Origin of the sequence: Vibrio hepatarius (genome assembly GCF_018860525.1) — a bacterium.
In the GTDB taxonomy this organism is placed as follows: Bacteria; Pseudomonadota; Gammaproteobacteria; order Enterobacterales; family Vibrionaceae; genus Vibrio; species Vibrio hepatarius_B.
The window spans coordinates 1-23,379 of record NZ_JAHKPM010000014.1 but is presented as its reverse complement, the minus strand read 5'-3'; the positions used below and the strand labels follow the sequence as shown (position 1 = coordinate 23,379).

Annotated in this window: 22 protein-coding genes and 1 riboswitch; of the genes, 16 read left to right on the top strand and 6 right to left on the bottom strand. The window is 41.5% G+C overall.

The genetic code is table 11. The features are described 5' to 3' along the window. The first annotated feature begins 205 nt into the window (after positions 1-205). The 8 genes from KO511_RS03865 to thiH all read left to right on the top strand — a co-directional run bounded on the left by KO511_RS03865 (position 206) and on the right by thiH (position 8,744). Complete coding sequence (locus tag KO511_RS03865) at positions 206-1,588, top strand: multicopper oxidase family protein (protein WP_215986153.1); 1,383 nt, start codon at positions 206-208, stop codon at positions 1,586-1,588. 112 nt (positions 1,589-1,700) lie between these two features. Then, the gene (gene crcB / locus KO511_RS03860) at positions 1,701-2,084 is read left to right on the top strand and encodes a fluoride efflux transporter CrcB (RefSeq protein WP_215986152.1); all 384 of its coding nucleotides are present in this window, start codon (positions 1,701-1,703) and stop codon (positions 2,082-2,084) included. Between the two features lie 68 nt (positions 2,085-2,152). Next, positions 2,153-2,251: riboswitch (TPP riboswitch) on the top strand. Between the two features lie 159 nt (positions 2,252-2,410). Next, positions 2,411-4,351 (top strand): phosphomethylpyrimidine synthase ThiC, encoded by a 1,941-nt coding sequence (gene thiC, locus KO511_RS03855; RefSeq protein ID WP_215986151.1) that lies wholly within the window; start codon positions 2,411-2,413, stop codon positions 4,349-4,351. Next, a complete protein-coding gene (locus KO511_RS03850; protein ID WP_215986150.1) occupies positions 4,351-5,697 on the top strand; it encodes a thiamine phosphate synthase in 1,347 nt (448 codons plus the stop codon). Before thiC ends, KO511_RS03850 begins: the two co-directional genes overlap by 1 nt. Before the next feature lie 31 nt (positions 5,698-5,728). Further along, entirely contained in the window at positions 5,729-6,517 is a 789-nt protein-coding gene (locus tag KO511_RS03845; RefSeq protein WP_215986149.1) for a HesA/MoeB/ThiF family protein, read from the top strand. A gap of 86 nt (positions 6,518-6,603) precedes the next feature. Further along, positions 6,604-6,816 carry a sulfur carrier protein ThiS gene (gene thiS, locus KO511_RS03840; RefSeq protein WP_436840207.1) on the top strand — a complete coding sequence of 71 codons (213 nt, stop codon included), beginning with the start codon at positions 6,604-6,606 and terminating at the stop codon, positions 6,814-6,816. 5 nt (positions 6,817-6,821) lie between these two features. Then, on the top strand, positions 6,822-7,589 hold the full coding sequence (locus tag KO511_RS03835; RefSeq protein ID WP_215986147.1) for a thiazole synthase: 768 nt from the start codon (positions 6,822-6,824) through the stop codon (positions 7,587-7,589). Between the two features lie 18 nt (positions 7,590-7,607). Beyond that, positions 7,608-8,744 carry a 2-iminoacetate synthase ThiH gene (gene thiH, locus KO511_RS03830; RefSeq protein ID WP_215986146.1) on the top strand — a complete coding sequence of 379 codons (1,137 nt, stop codon included), beginning with the start codon at positions 7,608-7,610 and terminating at the stop codon, positions 8,742-8,744. Between the two features lie 135 nt (positions 8,745-8,879). Here the strand turns inward: thiH and KO511_RS03825 are convergent, their stop codons facing one another. After that, the gene (locus KO511_RS03825; protein ID WP_215986145.1) at positions 8,880-10,667 is read right to left on the bottom strand and encodes an aminopeptidase P family protein; all 1,788 of its coding nucleotides are present in this window, start codon (positions 10,665-10,667) and stop codon (positions 8,880-8,882) included. Between the two features lie 98 nt (positions 10,668-10,765). Continuing rightward, on the bottom strand, positions 10,766-11,707 hold the full coding sequence (locus KO511_RS03820) for a LysR family transcriptional regulator (protein WP_215986144.1): 942 nt from the start codon (positions 11,705-11,707) through the stop codon (positions 10,766-10,768). Positions 11,708-11,849: 142 nt separating this feature from the next. On the opposite strand from KO511_RS03820, the gene KO511_RS03815 reads away from it, so the two are divergent. Both KO511_RS03815 and tsrA read left to right on the top strand, forming a co-directional pair. Then, entirely contained in the window at positions 11,850-13,010 is a 1,161-nt protein-coding gene (locus KO511_RS03815; protein ID WP_215986154.1) for a multidrug effflux MFS transporter, read from the top strand. A gap of 79 nt (positions 13,011-13,089) precedes the next feature. Further along, entirely contained in the window at positions 13,090-13,374 is a 285-nt protein-coding gene (gene tsrA / locus KO511_RS03810) for an H-NS-like global regulator TsrA (protein WP_215986143.1), read from the top strand. Between the two features lie 27 nt (positions 13,375-13,401). Here tsrA and asnC read toward each other — a convergent pair whose 3' ends face one another. Next, on the bottom strand, positions 13,402-13,866 hold the full coding sequence (gene asnC, locus KO511_RS03805) for a transcriptional regulator AsnC (protein ID WP_215986142.1): 465 nt from the start codon (positions 13,864-13,866) through the stop codon (positions 13,402-13,404). 93 nt (positions 13,867-13,959) lie between these two features. Here asnC and KO511_RS03800 point away from each other — a divergent pair, with 93 nt between their 5' ends. From KO511_RS03800 to KO511_RS03790, 3 genes are all read left to right on the top strand, one after another. Then, positions 13,960-17,103, top strand: a complete 3,144-nt coding sequence (locus KO511_RS03800) for an EAL domain-containing protein (protein WP_215986141.1) — start codon at positions 13,960-13,962, stop codon at positions 17,101-17,103. A 65-nt stretch (positions 17,104-17,168) separates the two neighbouring features. After that, positions 17,169-17,948, top strand: a complete 780-nt coding sequence (locus KO511_RS03795; protein ID WP_215986140.1) for a class I SAM-dependent methyltransferase — start codon at positions 17,169-17,171, stop codon at positions 17,946-17,948. Between the two features lie 99 nt (positions 17,949-18,047). After that, complete coding sequence (locus KO511_RS03790; protein ID WP_215986139.1) at positions 18,048-18,530, top strand: hypothetical protein; 483 nt, start codon at positions 18,048-18,050, stop codon at positions 18,528-18,530. 27 nt (positions 18,531-18,557) lie between these two features. On the opposite strand, the gene KO511_RS03785 is transcribed toward KO511_RS03790, so the two are convergent. Continuing rightward, a complete protein-coding gene (locus KO511_RS03785) occupies positions 18,558-19,442 on the bottom strand; it encodes a carboxylate/amino acid/amine transporter (RefSeq protein ID WP_215986138.1) in 885 nt (294 codons plus the stop codon). Positions 19,443-19,498: 56 nt separating this feature from the next. Then, positions 19,499-19,924, bottom strand: a complete 426-nt coding sequence (gene uspA / locus KO511_RS03780; protein WP_215986137.1) for a universal stress protein UspA — start codon at positions 19,922-19,924, stop codon at positions 19,499-19,501. A gap of 155 nt (positions 19,925-20,079) precedes the next feature. Here uspA and ftnA point away from each other — a divergent pair, with 155 nt between their 5' ends. The 3 genes from ftnA to KO511_RS03765 all read left to right on the top strand — a co-directional run bounded on the left by ftnA (position 20,080) and on the right by KO511_RS03765 (position 22,304). Then, positions 20,080-20,607 carry a non-heme ferritin gene (gene ftnA / locus KO511_RS03775; protein ID WP_215986136.1) on the top strand — a complete coding sequence of 176 codons (528 nt, stop codon included), beginning with the start codon at positions 20,080-20,082 and terminating at the stop codon, positions 20,605-20,607. 75 nt (positions 20,608-20,682) lie between these two features. After that, positions 20,683-21,006: a universal stress protein UspB gene (gene uspB / locus KO511_RS03770; RefSeq protein WP_125322244.1), complete on the top strand. Its 324-nt coding sequence runs from the start codon at positions 20,683-20,685 to the stop codon at positions 21,004-21,006. 104 nt (positions 21,007-21,110) lie between these two features. Beyond that, the gene (locus KO511_RS03765) at positions 21,111-22,304 is read left to right on the top strand and encodes an NAD(P)/FAD-dependent oxidoreductase (RefSeq protein ID WP_215986135.1); all 1,194 of its coding nucleotides are present in this window, start codon (positions 21,111-21,113) and stop codon (positions 22,302-22,304) included. 247 nt (positions 22,305-22,551) lie between these two features. On the opposite strand, the gene KO511_RS03760 is transcribed toward KO511_RS03765, so the two are convergent. Continuing rightward, positions 22,552-22,995, bottom strand: coding sequence for a hypothetical protein (locus KO511_RS03760; protein ID WP_215986134.1), 444 nt, complete (start codon positions 22,993-22,995; stop codon positions 22,552-22,554). Positions 22,996-23,379 lie beyond the last annotated feature (384 nt).

The following is a 23,379-nucleotide window of genomic DNA, read 5'->3' as shown; positions in this document are numbered from 1 at the left end:
CTCTAGTCGAAAGACTGGAGCCTTTTTCATTTGAAAGCACAAGCTAGCGGATTCAGCTTATTCTTCAGAGAGGGCATCTATATGAGAGCTATATGCCATATAGCATCATGGTTAATTTTAACAGGTATCTTTCTCGCTTATAACTAAGAACTATTCTTGTTAATCTGTTACCTTTAGTACCCTGTCAAACCAAAAATCTAGTTATATGGATATCTCTCGGCGCCAATTTGTTAAATCTGGATTAGTATTTTCAGCACTTAGTGTATTGCCATCTTGTACTTTGACTCGTTCACTTCGCAATCAAAATGAGTGGGTTTATGATATTACAGCAGAGCCTGCTTCAGCTGAACTTGTTCCTGGCTATATCACTAATGTACTTGGCTTTAATGGTGAGATTCCTGCGCCCACGATTCGTTGTCGCCAGGGGCAGGAAGTCACGATAAGATTCACCAATAAGTTGAACGAGCCTACGACTATCCACTGGCATGGCTTAAGGATCCCCATTGATATGGATGGGGTACCATTTTTGAGCCAAGTTCCTATTATGCCAGGTGAAACCTTTATCTATAGGTTTACTCCACCTGATGCTGGCACCTTTTGGTATCATCCACATATGAATAGTGTCAAACAGTTGGGTATGGGGCTGGTTGGCTTGATTATTGTTGAGGAAGAAATCCCTGTCCAGTTTGATGAAGAGCACGATCTTATGCTTAAACATTGGCATATTGATAAACAAGGGCAATGGAAGGATCTTATGATTCCTCGCCTAAGTGCTAGGATGGGGACTCCTGGAGAATGGAGTAGTGTTAATGGAATTCATGAGCCCATTTATCAATTGAAAGAAAATGCGACAACTCGGATACGTATTGCGAATGTCGATAATACCATTACCTACTCTATTGCGATTGAGGGAGCGCAAGCCTGGATTGTTGCAATAGATGGAAATCCAGTTAGAACACCTTATGAGATTTCGCAGCATAAAATTGGCCCGGGTATGAGAGTTGATGTTGCGTTAATTGCTCCAAAACAAGGGCAAAAAGTTTATGTTCGTCAAATGAAAGGGCGATTCCCATTCCCTTTGTGTGAGTTTAATGTGATCAGTTCAGATCTTTCGGATCATAGACCTATCCCTAGGCTACCGCTCAATCCTGTCCCAGCTCTTGATTTGGATAATGCTGAAAGGCTAGATTTTGTATTTGAATGGGAGGGGGCGGTATCACCAGTAGGAAAAAATGGAAAATCGATGCCAAAATTTTGGCTGACAAATAAACGAGCTTGGGAGGGAATGTCCAAAGATAATATTCCTGCCCCACTTGCTTCACTTGAGCTTGGTAAGACATATATCTTTTATTTGAAAAATGTTACTCAGTACCATCATCCTATCCACATTCATGGCCATACTTTTACCGTGTTGGAATTAGATGGAAAAAAAGTAGCCGAACCCTTCCATACTGATACGGTGCTACTTGGTAAAAATGGCACGGCAAAAGCAGCGCTTGTCGCTGATAACCCTGGCCGTTGGATGTATCATTGCCATGTGATCGAGCACATGAAAACTGGCCTGATGGGTTATATTGAAATAAAGTGACTCCTGTAACTTTTAAAATATCTAAATTAATTGGTACTGTTTTGGCCACTTTTTTGATTGAAAATATTCTTTAATAGCTAAAATGACGGCGGATAAAAACTGGAGGGAATCTATGGGGCAATTATATATTCTTGGTTTTATTGCACTAGGGGGGGCATTTGGAGCATGTTCTCGTTATCTTGTTTCAGAATTTTGCGTTGTTTTACTCGGACGTGGCTTTCCATATGGAACACTGACGGTTAATTTTGTTGGTTCCTTTTTCATGGGCCTTCTTGTTGCCGCATTTGAAAATGATATTTTGTCCACTGAGCCTTGGCGCCAGATTATCGGTTTAGGCTTTCTGGGGGCTTTGACAACCTTTTCCACATTTTCAATGGATAACGTTCTGCTAGTCCAACAAGGCGCTTTTTTTAAAATGGGGCTTAATATAATACTTAATGTTGTTTTGAGTATTTCAGCTGCTTGGCTGGGTTTTCAATTACTGTCTAAAAGCTAGTTTAAGTAAGATTTAGCTAATTACTTCTCAACATGTCTTGGTTTGCTCAAGGCAATTTTATATACTTTACCTACTTGTCGGAGTGCCATAAGGCTGAGACCGTTTATTCGGGATCCGTTGAACCTGATCAGATTAATATCTGCGAAGGGAACAGGAGAAGATACCTTCGCCAGTATTCTATCTGGCTTATCTATCAACTCATCGAAGATTGTTACCTCGCTACTAGTAGTAGGCTGATTTAACATCTTTTGATTCCTCTTGTTGCATCTTTCCGCCAAGCATTTTTATGACTTTTTATCTAAGAATAACAAGCAAGGAAAAATGCTATGTCGAATCGTAAGCAAGCTAGACTGCAAGCAAAACATTTTATTGATACGCTCTCAGTACAGCCATATCCAAACTCAAGTAAAATTTATGTTGAAGGCACTCGGCCAGACATTCGTGTTCCTATGAGAGAGATCTCTCTATCAGATAGCTTGATTAGTGGTAGTAAAGAAACGCCTATCTTCCAATCTAATGAGCCAGTTAGAGTTTATGATACGTCAGGAGTTTATACCGATCCTCAGCATAAAATCGACTTATATAGCGGTTTACCCAAGTTAAGAGAGCAGTGGATTAAAGAGCGTTCGGATACTGAATTATTAGAGGATGTAAGTTCTGTGTATTCTAGACAACGTTTAGAAGATCACACACTCGACGATCTGCGATATGGCAATCTACCTCTTATTCGCCGCGCGCAAAAGGATAAATGTGTTACTCAACTTCATTACGCCCGCCAAGGCATTATTACTCCTGAAATGGAATATATTGCTCTACGGGAAAATATGGGTCGAGCTGTATACCGCGATGAGGTGTTAAACCAGCAGCATTCGGGTGAGAGTTTTGGTGCTAATTTGCCAAAAGATATTACTGCTGAGTTTGTACGCCACGAGGTTTCAGAAGGTCGTGCAATCATACCTTCTAATATCAATCATCCAGAATCTGAGCCTATGATAATTGGCCGTAATTTTCTTGTTAAGGTGAATGCCAACATTGGTAACTCATCAGTAACTTCATCGATTGAAGAGGAAGTGGAGAAGCTTGTTTGGGCGACACGCTGGGGAGGTGACACGGTTATGGATCTCTCCACTGGTCGCAATATTCATGAAACAAGAGAATGGATTCTGCGAAATAGCCCAGTTCCAATTGGCACTGTTCCCATGTATCAGGCTTTAGAAAAGGTGAATGGTGTTGCCGAAAACCTTAACTGGGAAGTGATGCGTGACACTCTTATTGAGCAGGCTGAGCAAGGTGTTGATTATTTTACTATTCATGCTGGCCTACTTTTACGCTATGTACCAATGACAGCTAAGCGAGTCACAGGAATCGTTTCTCGTGGTGGGTCTATTATTGCTAAATGGTGTTTAGCTCATCATGAAGAGAGTTTCCTCTATACACATTTTAGAGAAATCTGTCAGATTTGTGCCCAATATGATGTTGCGCTGTCTCTTGGTGATGGACTTCGCCCTGGCTCTATTGCTGACGCTAATGATGAGGCTCAATTTTCTGAGCTTCGTACGCTTGGTGAGTTGACTAAGGTTGCTTGGGAATATGATGTACAGGTAATCATCGAAGGACCAGGCCACGTTCCAATGCATCTGATTAAGGAGAACATGGAAGAGCAATTACTGCATTGCCATGAGGCTCCTTTTTATACACTTGGTCCACTAACAACAGATGTTGCTCCAGGGTATGATCATATCACTTCAGGTATTGGTGCTGCGATGATTGGTTGGTATGGTTGCGCTATGCTTTGCTATGTCACTCCTAAAGAGCACCTTGGGCTGCCCAACAAAGATGATGTCAAAATAGGGCTGATTACTTATAAGCTTGCAGCGCATGCAGCGGATCTAGCAAAAGGGCACCCTGGCGCACAGGTTCGTGACAATGCGTTATCTAAAGCGCGTTTTGAGTTTCGTTGGCAAGACCAATTCAATTTATCTTTAGATCCTGATACTGCACGAGCTTTCCATGATGAAACTCTGCCTCAGGAGTCAGGTAAAGTTGCTCACTTTTGCTCTATGTGTGGTCCTAAGTTTTGTTCGATGAAGATATCTCAAGAAGTGCGAGAGTATGCTAAAGATACCGAACAGGTTGCTGCTGACCGAGCTATCTCGATCAAACTACTTGACGATCCACTTGAAGGGATGCGCAAGAAATCACAAGAGTTTAGAGATACAGGCTCAGAGCTTTATCACCCAGCTGCTCATGTAGAGGCTAGTGATTAATGACCCAAATCCTTATTCCTTCGTCATTGATTGGACTAACGCCTTTAGTTCAGCAATATTTGTTGGTGGCGCAAGAACAGGGTTTTAATATTGATAATATAGAGTTGGGCGTTAGTTCCACTCTGTATTTTCAACTTGTTCAAGACCAGCAATCCACAACGTTGAGCACAGATTTGATACCAAAAGTTAGTGATGATTTGACATCTTCTTTTGTTATTTATTATCACTCTAAGTTAGCTGTAGCAGAGTGTATTAATCACCCCATAGAGTCTATTTTTATTTCCATCGACGATCCGGTGCTTATGGATAACAAATCTGTTCTAAATCAAATGGATATATGGAGATGTCCGATTAGAAATGAAGTCCGAGCTTTATCTATTAAAGAGGGCTTAGCAGATAATTTTGTTCCAAAGGTGCATTTTTCTTGGGTAGTTGCTTTGCTCGCACTAGATTTTCCAATCGAAGATTGTTTGATCTTATCTCGTGCTATGTGTAATAGAAAAATAAATGTTTCACGTGAAACATTTGGTGATGACGCTATATTTTTCGAACCAAACCAATGGGCATATGAGTTTGCTCAATTCCCAGTTCCTGTTATTGAAGATTCTCGGTTAGGTAATGAGGTTAGCTGGTTATCTAGAGATAAATTATCAAGGTTTCCAGCGATACCCAAAAAGAGTTTAGGTCTATATCCTGTTGTGGATAGAACTGACAGGCTTGAACAGATTATTTCTTTGGGTGTTAAGACTATTCAGTTAAGAATTAAGAATCCAAATCAACCTGATTTGGAACAAGAGATAATTAGGGCGATTGAACTTGGCCGTACTTACAATACACAAGTATTTATCAATGACCATTGGCAATTAGCAATTAAGCATGGAGCTTATGGAGTTCACTTAGGCCAAGAAGATATACAGGTAGCTAATCTTATAGCGATAAATGAAGCAGGTCTGCGTTTGGGCCTTTCAACCCACGGCTATTATGAACTACTGCATATTGTTCAGCTTTGTCCCAGCTACATTGCGCTTGGGCACATATTCCCAACAGACACTAAGCAATTGAGGTCAAGTCCACAGGGTTTAGTGCGCCTGACATTATACCAAAGACTTATCAATAGCATTATTCAGCCTTGCTACTCTGATTACGTCGAAAGTGACCATAGGGTTGGCTATCCAACAGTGGCAATTGGTGGGATTAACCAGTCGAATGCTGAACAGGTTTGGCAATGTGGCGTGTCGAGTTTAGCCGTAATTGGAGCGATTACTTCGGCGCCATGCCTTAAATCTACAATCCGTTTTTTTACCGACTTAATGCAAGATAAAGTCACAACAGCCATTAAAGGATAGGTGTCTATACCTAATGGAGTAAAGAAAACAAATGATCATAGATAGAGAATTTATTCGCTACCAGCGTCAGATTGCGTTGTCAGAGATAGGTGAGGCAGGACAAGCTCAGTTGGCAAATTTGCATGTCTTGATGATTGGATGTGGTGGATTAGGAAGTGCTGCGAGTCTGTATTTAGCTGCTGCGGGTGTTGGAAGGCTTGTCATTGTTGATGATGATGAAGTCGATATGAGTAACTTGCACAGGCAAGTTGTTTATCGTGAGCAGAATGTGAAATCAAATAAAGTTGAAGCCATGGCCAGTCAGCTTTTAGCTTTAAACTCTATGGTGAAAGTGCGCACAATAAATACGAGGCTAGAGAAAGCTCAACTGGAGCTTGAAGTTATGCTGGCAGAAATCGTTTTGGATTGCTCTGATAATATGCCTACTAGGCAGCTTATAAATCAGGTTTGTTTAGAGCAAAAGACGGATTTAGTATCTGCTTCCGCTACCGGTTGGCAAGGGCAGTTTTGTGTTTTTGATTACCAGTCGGGTACTGAAGAGCAAGCTTGTTACCATTGTTTGTATCCTTTCATTGAACTTCAACAAACGAGAAATTGCACTACTAGCGGCGTGGTTGGTCCGGTCGTTGGAATTTTAGGAAACTACCAAGCATTAGCTGTAATTCAAAAATTTGCCACAGGGAAGTTTCATTTAGAAACGTCGAAGTTGCATTTGTTTGACGGCTTAAAAATGGACTGGAAGGTGATGGGAATCATTAAAGATCAACAGTGCAGCGTATGTTCTCGTAACAAGGGTGTGCCTGTTTCTCTTACAGAGTGAAGCAAGCAAATAAATTAGTTTTTCATTAAAGGGAGTCTTAAATAATGACCTCTTCGCAGCAGTCCGTAACTCAGGGAGTTGCCTTAATGAGTGATACGATAACCATAACTATAAACGAACAATCAAAGCAAGTTGTTAATCAGTCGAACCTGCAACAAGTAATTGGTCAGTTAGGTCTATCCGTTGCCGGCTATGTTTTTTCAATTAATAACCAGATTGTACCGCGTAGTGAGTGGTCAAATACGTTCTTGTCAGAGGGCGATCGTATCTGTTTATTTCAAGCAATCGCAGGAGGGTGAGTGATATGCTAACAATCGGTGATAAAAGGTTTGAATCAAGGCTTATTTCAGGTACGGGTAAATTTTCTAATAGCAAATTGATGGTAGAGGCAATAGAAGCATCTGGGTCTCAGTTAGCCACTATGGCTCTCAAACGCGTTAATCTAAATGACAAGCAAGATAATATAGTGCAGCCTTTGCTGGGTGCTGGTGTCAATTTATTACCTAATACGTCGGGTGCAAAAAATGCGAAAGATGCTATTTTTGCAGCCAATCTTGCCCGTGAAGCACTTGAAACCAATTGGATAAAACTAGAAATTCATCCTGATCCTAAGTACTTACTTCCAGATGCAATTGAGACTCTTGTAGCTGCTGATGAATTAGTGCGGCAAGGCTTTATTGTTCTACCTTATTGTCATGCCGATCCTGTGTTATGTAAGCGTTTGGAAGAAGTGGGTTGCTCTGCAGTTATGCCTTTGGGTTCTCCTATAGGCTCAAACAGAGGTATGGTAACCAAAGATTTTTTAAATATTATCATTGATCAAGCTAATGTTCCTGTTGTAGTGGATGCTGGTATCGGTGCCCCCTCTCATGCAGCTCTAGCTATGGAGATGGGAGCTGATGCTGTGATTGTAAATACTGCGATTGCAGCATCGACAAACCCTATCTCGATGGCTACAGCGTTTAAGATGGCTGTAGAGGCTGGTCGCATTGGATATGAAGCTGGCTTGGCGAGTAAAGCTTATCACGCTGTATCCTCTAGTCCTTTAACATCATTTTTAGATGAGCTGTAGAGCTATAGCGAGGATTGAATGAGTTTTGTTAAACGGTTTAGCCAGCTTAATTGGAATGAAATATCTATGTCGATTTATTCTAAGACGGCACAAGATGTTGAAAGGGCTTTATGCAAACCAAAGCGTGATTTAGAGGACTTTAAAGCACTTATTTCTCCTGCAGCAGATGCTTATTTAGAGCAAATGGCACAGCTATCCTATTCCTCGACCCGTAAGCGATTTGGTAATACTATGTCGCTATATATACCGTTATACCTTTCAAATTTATGTGCCAATGCCTGTACTTATTGTGGTTTTTCGATGGAAAATCGCATCAAACGCCGTACCCTTAATGCAAGTGAGGTTGCATATGAAGTTGCAGCAATTAAGCAGATGAAGTTCGACAGTGTGTTATTGGTAACGGGTGAGCATGAAACTAAAGTCGGGATGAATTACTTCCGCGAAATGCTGCCACTGATTAAACACAGCTTTAATTATGTGGCGATGGAAGTACAGCCTCTTGAACAAGATAATTACGTTGAACTAAAAATGTTAGGCTTAGATGCTGTTATGGTTTATCAGGAAACCTATCATCCATCGACATATGCTCAGCATCATCTGCGTGGCAATAAGACTGACTTTGAGTTTCGGCTAGATACGCCAGATCGCTTAGCTAGGGCAGGCATTGATAAAGTTGGCATCGGAGCATTAATCGGCTTAGATGAGTGGCGAACAGACTGCTTTTTTGTTGCTGCGCATCTAGATTATTTAGAGCGTACTTATTGGAAAACCCGTTACTCGATATCTTTTCCACGTTTACGACCATGTGAAGGTTCCAATTCTTCTAGTGGGGCTAAACCAAAATCATTAATGTCAGATAGACAATTGGTACAACTGATATGTGCGTATCGATTACTGAGTGCTGAGGTTGAGCTTTCACTATCCACACGTGAATCTACTCTATTTAGAGACAACGTTCTGCCTCTTGGTATTACTTCTATGTCTGCTGCTTCCAAGACCCAACCAGGCGGTTATTCGTTCGATGATGTTGAACTTGAACAATTTGAGATTAGTGATGACAGAAGTGCGGCGACAGTGGAACAGATGATACGTATGAAGGGGTTTGATCCAGTATGGCGTGATTGGAATTCTGCTTATTCGGGTATTTATGGATAGACTTAAATGTTTCACGTGAAACATTGGAAGTTGTCCATTTTCCAATAAACCTAATACTATTAAGCACATAGAGAAAAAGCTCTCCAGTGGAGAGCTTTTCATCTTTTAACTAGCAATGATTGTTGATGATAAACACTATCTAATTACGGCCAGTGTTGCTTGGCGAAGCCATTTTTTAACATCACTTTCCACATGTGGACTAATATCATCCCAGACTTTCTGGTGGTAATCATTTAACCAGGTCAGTTCTAGCTCAGTTAGCATATCAAGGTTTATATTTCGTTTATCGATTGGACAGCGCGTGAGTGATTCAAAGGAGAGAACTGTAAAATCACCGTTAGTGGGCGTTTCTACAACAAGCTCTAGGTTCTCAATCCTGATACCGAAGGCGTCGGCGCGGTAATAACCTGGTTCATTGGAAAGTACCATGCCAGCGGTAAGTGGAATATCAACTTGTCGCTTTGAAATACTAGCTGGTCCCTCATGAACATTGAGGAAATGACCTACACCATGACCAGTACCATGGTCATAGTCATAACCTTCTGCCCAGAGGTATTGGCGTGCAAGGGTATCGATTTGATAACCTCGAGTCCCCTTAGGGAAACGTGCGCAGGCAACACTAATATGGCCTTTTAGGGTCAGGGTGAATTGTCTGATCATTTCTTCACTAGGCTGGCCGATTGCAACTGTTCTAGTTATATCTGTTGTGCCATCTAGATACTGGCCGCCAGAGTCAACTAGATACAGAGTGTTCATTTTGAGTTGGCCGGGATGTGGCTGATTTTCATGGTTGTAATGACACATCGCAGCGTTGCTACCAGCGGCTGATATGGTGTCGAAGCTAAGATCTTGTAATGTAGAGTCTTGGTAGCGAAATCCTTCCAGTTTATTAGATAGGGTCGCTTCATCATGTAAATTACCAATATTAACTTCAGCGTCTAACCAAGATAGAAATTTTGTCATCGCTGCACCATCACGGACATGACAAGCTTTCATACCTGCCACTTCTACGCTATTTTTTGACGCTTTAGGCATTAAACATGGGTCTGCGCAATCAATGATGGAAGCTCCGGCATTTTGTAAAACAAGTTTGAACCAAGCATTACTTGTTGCTGGATCGAGGATAACCTGCTTATCTGTTAGCGTTTCTAGTCTAGATTGAAGTGATTCGGGGTGGTGGACAGTAACATCGGGACCTACATGGGCGTTGAATCCATCTGGTAGACGAGCGCTATCGAGGAAATACTCCACACTTGAATCTGAATGTAGTATGACATGTGAAAGCAAAACCGGCAGACGAGAAACATCGAGCCCGCGTATGTTGAGCAGCCAGCAGATAGAGTCAAGTGCTGTGATGACAACGCTATCAGCACTTTCATTTTTGATAAGTTCAGCTATCTGCTTGCGTTTACTTTCACTACTTTGACCGACAGAATCGGTTGGCATTAGGCGAACATCTGATACTAACGGCATTGGGCGATCTAGCCACAACTCGTCAATTGGGTTAGTGTCTAAAATTTTAAGTTCAAGAGCATTGGCTAGATGTGTTTGAGCCATATTTAGCCAAGATGAGCTGTGCATTCTTGGGTCAATAGCCACACTCGCACCGATGGGTAAATGGCTTTTAACCCATTCAAGAGCTGGCTCTTCTATAAGATGCCGATATTCAAAGTGATCGGCTGGCACTTGCTTGGTGACTTGTACCGTATAGCGACCATCGATAAAAATTGCAGCTTTATCTTGTGTAATGACAGCGACTCCAGCTGAACCCGTAAAGCCACTCAGCCAGTGCAGACGTTCATTGTGTGCTGGTACATATTCACCCAAGTATTCATCTTCATGCGGGACAAGAAGTGCATCGATATCTTTTTGTATTAGCCACTGACGAATTGCAGTTAGGCGTTGCTCTGTAGTCTTAAGCATCTATGTTAATCCTTCATTTTAATATGCGTCCATGTCAGCAAAAATGACTTAAAGCGGACGATATGAATAAGCTACTCTTTTTGCTGCTGGCCTGCAAATCATCTAAGAGAAGTGGTTTTATCTTGAATTATATTTCGTAGCCAAGAAATGGCTGGATCGTTTTCCCTATCTCTGTGCCAAAACAAGGTATAGGCCATTGGGGGGAAATCGAGTGGCAAAGGCAGTGTTGTTAAGCCAAGTTGTCGCGAGGATAATTGCACGAAGTGACTAGGTGCAGTAAATATAAAGTCTGTATAAGAACATAGGCTTGCTGCACTATTGAAGTCTGGAACGATAATGGCGATATCCCGCTCTTTACCAATATCAGCGATTCGATAATCAAGCAACCAGCGATCGTTGCCATCACACCTTACTTGAACATGTCTTTGTGACAAATAACTGTCGATATTCCAAGGGCCGGAGAGGGCTGGATGATTTTGCCGCAATAGACACATTTGATTGTCGCGATAGATTTCTTTCTCGCTGATATCAGCTGGTGGTAGCATAGTTAATTTAGCATCATTGATGTCAATGTCTTTACCTGTTATGCCAAGGTCTATGTCACCGCGAAGAATCTGGTTGAACGTGTTCTCTGCCCAAGAATGAGTATTAATAGTGACACTAGGTGCACGCTTGAATATCTCGGGCAGAAAGTGTGGGAGAATAAGTGGATAAACACTTTCAACAGCCGCAATTTGGAAACGGTAGTCACTTGAATCTGGGGAAAAATTCTCTGGTTGAGTAATCTGTTCTAAGTGATTAATTAAGTTGTCGAGTTTAGGCTTAAGAGACAATATTTTTGGTGTAGGTTTTAGTCCATGAGCATGACGGACGAATAAAGGGTCATCAAATTGTATACGTAGCTTAGCGAGATTCTTACTAACCGCAGATTGGCTTAAGCATAGGCGGTGAGCGGCTCGGGTAACATTTAACTCTTCTGCTAGAACATTGAGGCACACAAGGAGATTGAGATCAATACGTGACAGTTTTTCTATATTCATTGGAAATTCCCATTTGGAATATCATTGATGACTAAGTGTCATTAGATGTCATAACTTGAATCCCATACACTGTCAATAATTTCATCAATTCTTGTCAGGAGCTGAATCTGTGCCAAACGTTGTCCAACATAATCATGGTCAAATGCAAATAGTATTATTGGTTTTACTGGTTCTATTTAGTCCATTGGGTATCGATATCTATTTACCAGCGTTACCACAGATCGCACAGTCATTTAACGTTAAGCATGCGCTTGCCCAAGATACGATCACATGGTTTTTGTTTGCTATGGGAGTGGGTCAATTATTTGCTGGCCCCTTAGCTGACAAATTAGGGCGTCGAACTGTTGCATTGGGGGGAGTTAGCATTTACGCAATGAGCGCCTTATTGGCGTGGGGTGCTCAGACGATTGAATGGATGCTATTAGCTCGACTGCTACAAGGCTTAGGTGCGTGTGCTACATCGGTGGCAGCCTTTGCAACAGTTCGCGATATTTTTGGGCCGAATAAAAGTGGCAAAATAATTAGCTACCTCAATGGTGCCATTTGTTTTATTCCTGCTTTAGCGCCAATTATCGGTAGTTTGCTTACGCAAGAATTTGGATGGCGTGCAAATTTTTCATTTATGGCTGTTTTTGGTATGTGCGTATACCTAGCTTTATTTTTTGCGATGAAAGAGACCAATTCTGAACCAGCTAATGGACCGGTTTTTCGCGCTAGTCGTTATATGGCGGTGTTGAAAAATCCATCTTTCCTATTTCATGCTTCGCTGTGCATGTTAGCAATGGCCGTTATTTTAGCCTATGTAACATCTGCCCCTGTTGTTTTGATAGAAAATTTAGGGCTGAGCATGAATGAGTTTACCCTTTGGTTTGGTATTAATGCGGTGGTCAGTATTATTGCTTGTATGGGTGCACCTAAGTTTATGGATAAGTGCGGCACTCATAGCACCTTAATTATAGGGGTAGGAATTTTGGGACTTGGCGGAGTATTGATGCTATTTTTGACTCAGTATCAAAGTCCATTGGCTTTTATGTTGCCAATTTTTATATCCTCAGTAGGTTTTGCATTTATTCTTGGTGTGGCTGCAGGTAAAGCTTTGGCACCATTTGGTGACAAGGCAGGTACTGCCGCTGCTTTATTGGGACTGTTTCAGATGAGTGGTTCAGGCTTGATTGTGGCAATAGTTCAGCGGTTCGATATGCAACCACAGGTGATGATTGCTGTGCAAATGTTTCTTATTGTACCAAGTGTTTTGATTTTGATGAGTAAACAGGGTAAAAAATGGCACTTATCCTTGGTTTAATTTTAATTGCTTTGAACAACAAACAAAACATTGTATATTTAAACCTCACTTCTAATAACAATGTGGACGCTTAACTTCGATGTCGATGACAACTTATGAAATGGCCCGTGTACTGGAGCAACTTGACGAATCTCCAGAAAAGGTAATGTTTGGCAAATTGCTCAATGAGTTAGGTAATCAAAGTGGCGAACGTATTCGCAGCGCTGCTAAACAAGTTCCTCTAAATATGCTACGTGATATTATCTTCCAATTTCAGCAGGTGATTGAAGATCGTAAAGGGGAAGAAGTAGCCTCCATCGCTAAGTCTATTGCTGAGCAAGGTATTTCTGTCGATGAACTAAAGCAATATCTGGAATCGAATTAGCAATAATGCCCAGCAATGCGGGCATTATTACGGGTTTACATTCCGATTTATTGGATTTTGAAGAGAAATAAGCGTTTCTGTCGATTGAACTTCATCAATTGCCTGTAACTTGTCAATCAGTACAAATTGCAATTCTTCTATTGAACGACACATTAATTTAACAAAAATATTATAGGCGCCAGTGGTGTAATAAGCTTCTACCACTTCTTCAAGAGCGTTCAACTTTTTTAGAGCTGAGTGATAGTCGCGCGCCGCATTTAGGTTGATACCGATAAAACAGCATACATCGTAGCCGAGCTTTTTAGTGTCAACTATGACCTCAGTACCTTGTATGATGTCAGCCGCTTTCATTTTTTCTATTCTCACATGAATAGTGGCTGGACTGACTCCAAATTGTTTGGCCATCTCTGCATATGGTGTCCGCGCATCTTCCATTAAGGTTTTTAAAATCGCCTTATCTAAATCATCCATCTTAGTGCTATGAGTTTGCATCTGATTCTCAACTTAACGTCTATGTCTAGTTCAAAATATCACCAATAGTGGTACTATTAGATCAATTGCCACATTAATATGAGAGCTATTTTAGTGCGCTTTTGTCTCATTCTTCTAGCGGTATTTTCTGCATCACTCTCGTATGCTCATAGTGCAGACAAAGATGTCTTGGTTATTCATTCCTATCACCAGGGGTTCTTTTGGACTGATGCCTTTCAAATGGGTATTGAAGATGTCCTGCAAGACGATCACCTTGTATTGAGGGTTGAGTACCTTGATTCAAAGCGTATACAAAATCCAACCTATCTCGAGCAACTATACCAGTTGTATAAAACCAAACTGAGCCAAGAAGTCTTTTCTGCGATTGTTGTTAGTGACAATAATGCACTTAATCTGGTGCAGCGCTTAGCACCCGAGGTTGGTGATACACCAGTAATATTTGGTGGTATTAACCATTATACCCCTAGTATGCACTCTCGGTTGAGGGCAACGGGTGTGATTGAAGATATAGACATCTACAGCAATATCGCCTTAATTGAGCGTATTCAACCTGAAGTAAAGAAAATCTATGTGGTGAGCGACTTTTCTGTGTCAGGAGAGCTCATTCGTCTGCAAGTTGAGCAGTTTCTCACCATCAACCCAGAATATAGAAACGTAGTCGAACAAATTACTCCAGAGAATTACCAGCAACTGATTGATTTTTCAAAAACGTTGGACAAGTCGAGCAGTATTTTATTTTGTATGTATTACAGAGACAAACATGGCTGGATCACGGAAGAGAAAGAGTGGCAGGCTTTGAATCGTAATTCAGCGGCACCTATCTATCTTGTGCATGATTTAGGGTTGGGTAAGGGCGCGGTAGGTGGCTTTATTCAAAGTGGCAGAACTCACGGCCAGCAAACTGCTAATCAGTTACTTAAAGTATTGCATTTTGGTTCTGAGCAAATACCTAATGTGGAAATGGGGACGCCCGAAATAAAGCTGGATTATCAGGCTGTGAAAAAATGGGGTTTAGGAATTGATGGCGAAATATCGACAATTTTATTCAATAAGCCCGTGCCTTTCACCGTGCGTTATCAGCACGAACTCAAGTTGTTCATCAGTGTAGTAGTGTTTTTGACCATGGTTATTATGGCATTGGTCTATTATTTAAGCCGTTTGAAAAGAAGTGAGTTGATAGCAAAAGAAAGCCAGATGTTGATAGAAATGGTCTTCGATCAAAGTTATCACTTCATTGGCCTATTAGATAGCTATGGCCGAGCTGTTTCCAGTAATAGCAAGCTTCAGGAACTGCTGTATCACCAAGATTTCAGAGTAGATAGACCTATTTGGCAGCACCAGCATTGGGAAACTAGCTCAGCTAAATTATTAAAAAAATACTTTGAAAATGAACATACGAAGCAAAGTACGCAGTTTGAAGCTGAGATCTGGCACCCGGAGCAAGGTGCCATGGTTTTGGAGATGGCGTTAAAGCCTTTACCAGATAATGGGCAGGGAGCAAATTACTTGTTTGAAGCCCGTGATATTACATCAAGAAAGATTACTGAAACCAAACTGTTTCAACGTGAATCTAACCTGAGTCACTACTATGATCAGCAGCCAGTAATGATGATTACTTTAGATGAACATAATTGTGTTCAGCAGGTTAATCATTTCGCAGAGTTGTTACTTGGCTACGCTTCTGAACGGGTACTTGGGCATCGATTGGTGGAATTTTACTGGCATCAAGATTCAGCAACACCCAGGCAAATTTTACTTCAGCCTAAACAGGCTATGTGCGGTGTTTGGCGACGGGAAATTGAATATCGCCATGCCGACGGTCATTCAATATGGGTACGTGAAAATATCCGGCCTTTGATTGAAACAGGGCACTTATTGATTGTTGGAGAAGACATTACAGAGACCAAGCAATTAGCTGAGCAGTTGGAGTATCAAGCTCGATATGACTTACTGACCGGCACTTATAATCGCAACCAGTTTGAGAAAGAGTTAGAAAAAGCCCTGCTCGAAGTTGAAAGCCATACTCGGACTCACGCTATGCTTTATTTAGACCTTGATCAGCTAAAGGTTCTTAATGATACCGCAGGACATGAAGCTGGGGATATGGCTATCCAGTTTTGTGCCAGCATGTTAGAAGAAGTGCTGCCATATAATGCGATCTTAGCGCGCATGGGAGGGGACGAGTTTGCTGTTCTGCTTAAAGACTGCACAGAGCTAGATACTCAAAGTGTTGCTAATTCAATTATCTGGGCGCTAAACGACCAGCACTTTGTTTGGGATGATATTAGACTCAATTTAACTTGTTCTATTGGTATTCGTTTAATTGATCATACGGCGGACACCCCACAAATGGTGCATGCCCAAGCCGATACTGCATGCCATGCTGCTAAAGAAGAAGGTCGAAACCGATTTAACTTATATTGCCAGGATGATGAAGATCTTCGTCGCAGAGAGCAGGAAATGGAATGCGTGAGCTTTGTTCACGATGCTCTTGCTAACGATCGAATAGAGTTGTTTGCGCAGCAAATCTTAGATCTCAGAGTAGAAAATTCATTGATGCATTTTGAAATACTTATTCGAATTCGTGATGCTCAAGGAGAATATATTGCTCCAGGTATATTCATGCCAGCCTCTGAGCGTTATAACATTGCCCAGTTGCTTGATAAGCAGGTAGTCACTAAAGCGCTTGATTGGTTGGAAGAAAACCCGCTTGCTTTGGATAATCTTGGTATGTGTTCGATCAATCTCTCTGGCCACTCGATGGGAAATAAAGAATTTATCAATTTCCTCTTAAATAAGCTGCAATTTAGCCGAGTTCCATGTAGTAAAATTTGCCTAGAAATCACTGAAACCGCCGCAATGAGTAATATGAAACAGGCCATCAAGTTATTTACAAAGTTTAAAGAGCTTGGGTGCAAGATAGCACTTGATGATTTTGGTTCTGGTCTGTGTTCGTTTGGTTACCTGAAAAAGCTCCCAGTTGATATTGTTAAAATAGATGGCCTGTTTGTGCGGGATATTGATGTTAATAATATTGACCACCTCATGGTTCGCTCAATCAATGAACTTGCTAAACAGATGGGTAAGAAGACAGTCGCTGAGTTTGTTGAGAATAACAAAATACTCGATATGCTCGTAGAGTTAGATGTTGATTACGCTCAAGGTTATGTTATTGGGACGCCTAAACCACTGCCAATATTAGTCGAAGAGCTTCTTTCATCCCCTGATCAGGCATAGTGCTGATAAAGAAAATCTATTACACTTACCCGCCTATTATGCTGACCCTCACAGCGGAGCTAAATTTGCAATTACAACTTGTCAGTGAAGACCCAAGTCTAAATGATCAATTGGATAATTTATCACTTCGGTGGGGGCTAACACACGATGAGACTAGCTCTTTTGCCTTGGTCTTAACTCATGAGAGATTGGAGTTAAGGAAAATCGATGAACCTAAGCTAGGAGCAATATATGTCGATCTCGCTGGTGGAGCTGTGGCCCATAGGCGAAAGTTTGGTGGTGGTAAGGGGCAAGCTATCGCCAAAGCCGTAGGCTTGAAAAAGGGAGTTACACCAAGTGTCTTGGATGCCACGGCTGGGCTTGGACGAGATGCGTTTGTTCTTGCTTCACTTGGCTGTAGAGTTCAGATGTTAGAGCGCCATCCGGTTGTGGCTGCTTTATTAGATGATGGGCTGATGCGCGCTAAGCAGGATCTTGAAATTGGTGATTGGGTCAGTGAACGCTTGTTCTTAAGCCACGCTTCGAGTCATAACGCACTTGAGATATTAACCGTCGAACCAGGATTTGTTAAGCCAGATGTGGTTTATCTAGACCCCATGTACCCTCACCCAGAAGGGAAAAAGAAATCGGCTCTAGTAAAAAAAGAAATGCGAGTCTTTCAGTCTCTTGTTGGCTCAGATCTCGATGCTGATGCTTTGTTAACCCCAGCTTTAGCAATGGCACAGAAAAGAGTGGTGGTAAAGCGTCCTGATTACGCCCAATGGCTAAATGGGCAAAAGCCCACAATGGCGATCGAAACCAAAAAGAACCGTTTTGACGTTTATGTCAACGCGTCGATGATTTAGTTAAAATTTAGTACCTAACGTTTTATTATGCTTGCCAATAGGCCATAACATCGGTGTATCATAGTAAGAATTATTCGTATTCTTGTCTGGAGTGCCAGCATGACCAAAAGCTTGTGTAAGTTGAGCCGCAAGCAAATAGCAGATGGCCTCGGTGATATTCACCGTTTGGTTTCTGAGCCAAAATTTGTTTGTCGCTCTTGTGCGCGTTCCTCAGCAGAAAGAGGCTCTCTTTGTAAGCCAGCAGCCATTCCGCCTCTTTCTTGCCAAAATAAGCCTCTCACTCTTCAAATGGAAGATAAATCACTCGTGGTTAGGAAGGTCGTTGAGCAAGTGAAACAAAAAGTCCAACAAAAAACGAGCATGGCCCCCAATAACCTGCTGGAAAGCTTTGCTAATCATAAAGAGATTAAGAATGCCAAGAAGGCGCTAAAAAAGCAGTATAAGCAGCAAAAGAAATTGCTTAAGCTCGCCAAGAAGACGTTAAAACTACAAAAACGTGAGGCTAAGTTAAGAGCTGATCTTGATCTCAGGGAGCTAAGCAATACTGGAAAGGCATCTATTGAGGTGAATAAAGTTCATTGAAAATAACGCCCCATAAGGAGCGTTATTTTACTGATTTTGAGTTTGATAGCTGAGGGCAACTTTGCGTTTGACCCAAGTTTCATTAAACCAAAGTGATAGCATGATAATAGCGCCACCAATGGCTAAGCGAGTTAAATCAACATCCCTATTCCAAATCACAATGTTGACGATTAATCCGGCTGGCACTAACGCATTATTCATTGCTGCCAGTGCGCCAGCATTGACTATTGTGGCGCCCTTGTTCCAAGCAAAATAACCGATTCCAGATGCCGTAATGCCGAGATAGATGAGTACGCCCCATTGCGTGCTGGTGGTTGGCATCTTTTCGATGTTCCCCAGCAAAGAAAATGCGACCAAAGCCACGCACAAAGCACCGAGATAAAAATACCCAAACACAGTGTGCTGTGAAAGATTTACCGACTGATCTTCAATAATATATTTATAGCCAACTTGGCCCATGGCAAAACAAAGATTGGCACCCTGAACGACTAAAAAGCCAATCAGAAAATTTTCATTAATACCAGAAAATTTAATTAAGGCTGCTCCAGTAACGGCGATAATGGCTGTTAATAGATACCAAGGAGAAAACCGACCCTTGAGAAGATCGTAGATCAATGTGACATAAATAGGTGTAAAGACGGTAAATAGAAGTACTTCTGGAACAGAGAGTAAAAGAAAAGACTGGTAGTAGAAGCAATACATTAACCCAAGTTGAGTCCCTCCCACAGCCATGAGCTTAGCGATAAGTCTTTTATCCACCCCTTTAAACTTTAAAAATGGAATAAACATTACGCTGGCTAAAGCAACACGCATCAGCACAGAGAACCAAGAGTCAACTTGACCAGCGAGATAGACACCGATCAAGCTAAACGAGAAAGCCCATAAAAGGGTGGCTGCAGTTAGATAGGCCATTATTCATACTCATAATTAACATATGGACTGCAGTCTATACCAAAAATGAGATGTGTTCAGTCACTAAGTGGGACAACCAACATGTCTACAGGTGAGCAGTTAATCAGCTGCCGAGTCGAAGAGAGTAGCTTACTCCAAAAATCTTGATGGTGACCACACACAACAATATCGATATTAAATTCTTTTATCGTATCACATAGCTCGTTACCCAAATCTCCGCTACCAACAAGGGTATGTTTAATTGGATAATTGGCATGCTCAGCAAACTTTTGCAGTTGTTGCTGAGAAGCTTCAATCGCCTGGTGCTGCGTTTCTGCCAAGTTAATGTCAATCAGCCCAGTGTAGAGCTCTGCATAATTGACATCTATATGAATAAATGACACCTCAGCGCCTAATGGCTTGGCGAGGGAAATCGCTTTATCGACTAAAATTTTGCTGTCTTCAGATAGGTCTACAGCGACTAATATATGCTGATAGCTCATGGTGGTATCTCCATTTAGGTATCTGTTGACAGGTTAGCATTATCGTTTAAATATTTTTGTTGTTGTGATCTCAGATCCACATTCACCCAGCAAAGTGTTAAGGTGTGGTAGTGATAAGATTCATTGAAGTAAATCAAGTTAATTAGGAGTAAGAAATGCTTTCACAGGCAATGGTTGATCAATTGAATGAGCAAATTAATCTCGAATTTTTCTCATCCAATCTATACTTACAAATGAGTGCTTGGTGTGAAGATAAAGGTTTTGGAGGTGCCGCTGAGTTTCTTCGTGGACATGCAGTAGAAGAAATGGAGCATATGCAGCGACTTTTTACTTACGTAAGTGAAACGGGAGCTATGCCAATTTTGGGTGCGATAAGTGCCCCTAAGCATGAGTTTGCCAGTTTGGGTGACGTTTTTCGTGAGACTTATGAACACGAACAGATGATAACTCAAAACATCAACAAGCTTGCCCACGTTGCTTTTACGTCCCAAGACTACTCAACCTTCAACTTCTTGCAGTGGTATGTCGCAGAGCAACACGAAGAAGAGAAGTTGTTTAAAGGGATCATAGACAAGCTTGATCTTGTTGGTGAAGACGGCAAAGCCCTGTTCTTTATTGATAAAGATTTAGCGGCTTTGGCGAAAGAAGGTTCATCTTCTATCATGGCTGCCCCTGCTGAATAATTTTCAGCATTAAGACTTTCTGAGCAAGATTGTCTTTTCTTTCCGGGCTTCAGGTGAAGATGTAGGGAGGAAAAGATGATCAATGCTGATACGATTCTGTTCACGCTCATGTTAATCACCTTGGTTAATATGGCCAGATATTTAACCGCTTTACGTTCTCTGATATACATTATGCGTGAAGCTCACCCCTTGCTCTATCAGCAAGTTGATGGCGGTGGTTTTTTCACTACCCATGGCAATGTCACCAAGCAGGTTCGGCTGTTTCATTATTTGAAAAGTAGGGAATTTCATCATCACCATGATGAAATTTTTACTGGCAAATGCGAAAGGGTTAGAGAATTGTTTATTTTGTCGAGTTCTTTATTTAGTGTGACGCTGTTTGCGGCATTTATTTTATAGAGGGGTATTTGGCAAGATTCTCATTTAGGGTTAGAATGTCGCCGATTGGCTAAGGGTGTGCTTTAAGCACATCCTTTTTTATTGGGTTTGAGTTGAGAAAGGTCATGACAGAGAAGTTTGATGTTGTCATTATCGGCGCCGGTGCGGCAGGATTGATGTGCGCGGCAGAAGCAGGTAAACGGGGTCGCAAAGTGCTGGTGCTTGACCATGCTAAAAAGCCAGGACGAAAAATTCTCATTGCTGGTGGTGGCCGGTGCAACTTCACCAATTATGACGTCTCAGCCCACCATTTTTTATGTCAAAATCCTCATTTTACTAAATCTGCACTTTCTCAGTACACTAATTGGGATTTCATTGCCATGGTCAGCAAGCATGGAATTGAGTTTGAAGAGCGCGATCATGGCCAGCTGTTTTGTGTTGGTGACTTCACTTCAAAAGATATCGTTAAAATGCTCTTGACCGAGTGTGATTTACCCACGATTACTCAGCGCTACCAACAAGATGTACATAGTCTTAAAAAGACCCAGCTTGGCTTTGAGCTGCATGCCAACACCAACATTATTGAATGTGATTCACTAGTGATTGCCACGGGGGGCCTGTCGATGCCCAAACTTGGCGCTACGCCGTTTGGCTATAAAGTGGCCGAGCAGTTTGGTTTAAACATAGTACCCACGATGGCGGGCCTTGTGCCCTTTACCCTGCACAAAGAAGACAAAGAAGCGTTTGCAGAACTGTCAGGTGTGGCGGTAGATGCTGAAATTACCGCCCAAGATGGTACTGTATTTAAAGAAGCTTTGCTCTTTACTCACCGAGGTTTATCAGGGCCTGCTGTGCTGCAAATCTCCTCATTTTGGAGAGCAGGGCAAGCGGTAACGATTAATTTAGTACCAGATATAGACATTGACGCCTTGCTGGCAAGTAACCTAGAAAAGCACCCTAACCAGAGCCTGAAAAATACCTTGGCCAAAGTGCTGCCTAAGCGTTTGATTGACGTTCTTATTGAGCGCAAAACTCTCATTGATAAACCACTTAAGCAGCTCACTCCTAAACAGTTGTTAGAGGTTTCTGAGCAGTTAGAAAGCTGGCGAATAGCACCCAATGGCACTGAAGGCTATCGTACTGCTGAAGTGACTTTGGGTGGGGTGAATACAGAGCACACATCTTCCAAAACCATGCAGTGTAAAGACATTAAAGGTTTGTACTTTATTGGCGAAGTAATGGATGTCACAGGCTGGCTGGGAGGCTATAACTTCCAGTGGTGCTGGAGCTCAGGTTTTGTTGCAGGGCAATGGGTGTAGGTTTTTGTTGCAGATCTAATAGCTCAATATTGGACAACAGTTTGACAGAGACTTTGCTAATTTAGCAAATTATGGATTACTTCAAGTATAGAAATTCTGACAAGCAAAAGACAACACCTAACCCCGCGCATTTATGGGCGACAACGTATCTCAAAGACGGTAGTACATCAAAACAAACCTCAAGGTAGTCTGGATAATTTATCTTTCTCTTTACTAAGGTGTCCAATATTTCAAGTAAACGTACCGTTCATTCACTTTTATGGGCTTTTTCCTCAACTTCTTTAGCTTTGTCGATAAGTCTTCGAAGTACGACCTCAGTCCTTTTTTTAGTCGTTGTAAGCTCTGATGTGAGTTGCTTTAATCGCTCAGAATTTCTCTGTTCATCTGTGGTCAACAACCAGCCTTTGTGTGCCACTCCGTTCCTATACTGAACTAGATCACGCAGCTCCTTGATCAAATCCGTATCATCAGAGTACTTCTCAAATTTCTTAATCAGCACTCCTAAAGCATCTTTTTTTAGGTCATTGTAATCAAATTTGAATGGAATCAAACCATCTAATGATGATAAAACAATCTCATAACATGATGCTATATTCATCTTCAGTGATTCTTCAATAAATTGAAAGTCTATAAGTACTGAACTAAGTGTGTTGTGATATGCCGCATATTCGATTTCATATTGTTCTATCATTACTAATCCCTAACGTTCTAATAACGGGCGTTTACTAACCCAAACTGATTTCAGCACCTGATTCACGACGTCTCATTGAAACATGCGCCACAAGTAAACGTCCTAGGTTCATTCGCTTGTTAGGCACTTCGTACTTCGATAAATTTTTGCTTTGGTGGTTCATATAACAGTGACCGTTTTATTTCGCCTTTAAACTTTGTTACCCTCCTTAACTTAGCTTTCAGCTCATGTGCCTCATCTTTTGTTAACCGAGGGTCCAACATAAACTGAGAAATTAGTTGGTGTGGTTCCACTGAGTATGAGTATATTTTTCCGTTCTCCGACTCTTGAATATCTAGGTAAAGTAGACGAACTTAATGTAATGGGGTCAGGTCTAATGAAATG